This window comes from Vibrio sp. 10N.261.55.A7, assembly GCF_002877365.1.
Taxonomy (GTDB): domain Bacteria; phylum Pseudomonadota; class Gammaproteobacteria; order Enterobacterales; family Vibrionaceae; genus Vibrio.
The window spans coordinates 1-243 of the sequence record NZ_MCWZ01000198.1 but is presented as its reverse complement, the minus strand read 5'-3'; the positions used below and the strand labels follow the sequence as shown (position 1 = coordinate 243).

1 tRNA gene is annotated in these 243 nt (G+C 41.2%); it reads left to right on the top strand.

What is annotated here, in order from left to right:
• Positions 1–36 precede the first annotated feature (36 nt).
• Positions 37–112, top strand: a tRNA-Ala gene (locus BCU12_RS10330).
• Positions 113–243 lie beyond the last annotated feature (131 nt).

The window sequence follows — 243 nt, the reverse complement described above, 5'->3', positions numbered from 1 at the left end:
GTTTAAAAAGTTAAGAGTAAGGAATAACTTCCAGATGGGGCTATAGCTCAGCTGGGAGAGCGCCTCGCTGGCAGCGAGGAGGTCTGCGGTTCGATCCCGCATAGCTCCACCATCTTTAAGTGTTCTTGTTTCTTTAAAATAGAAAGTAGAATCTTTAAAAATGGTTTCGTTCGAAAGAACAAAATCTGCTCTTTAACAATTTGGAAAGCTGACGAACAACAACTGTGATTGGTTGTTGTTCAA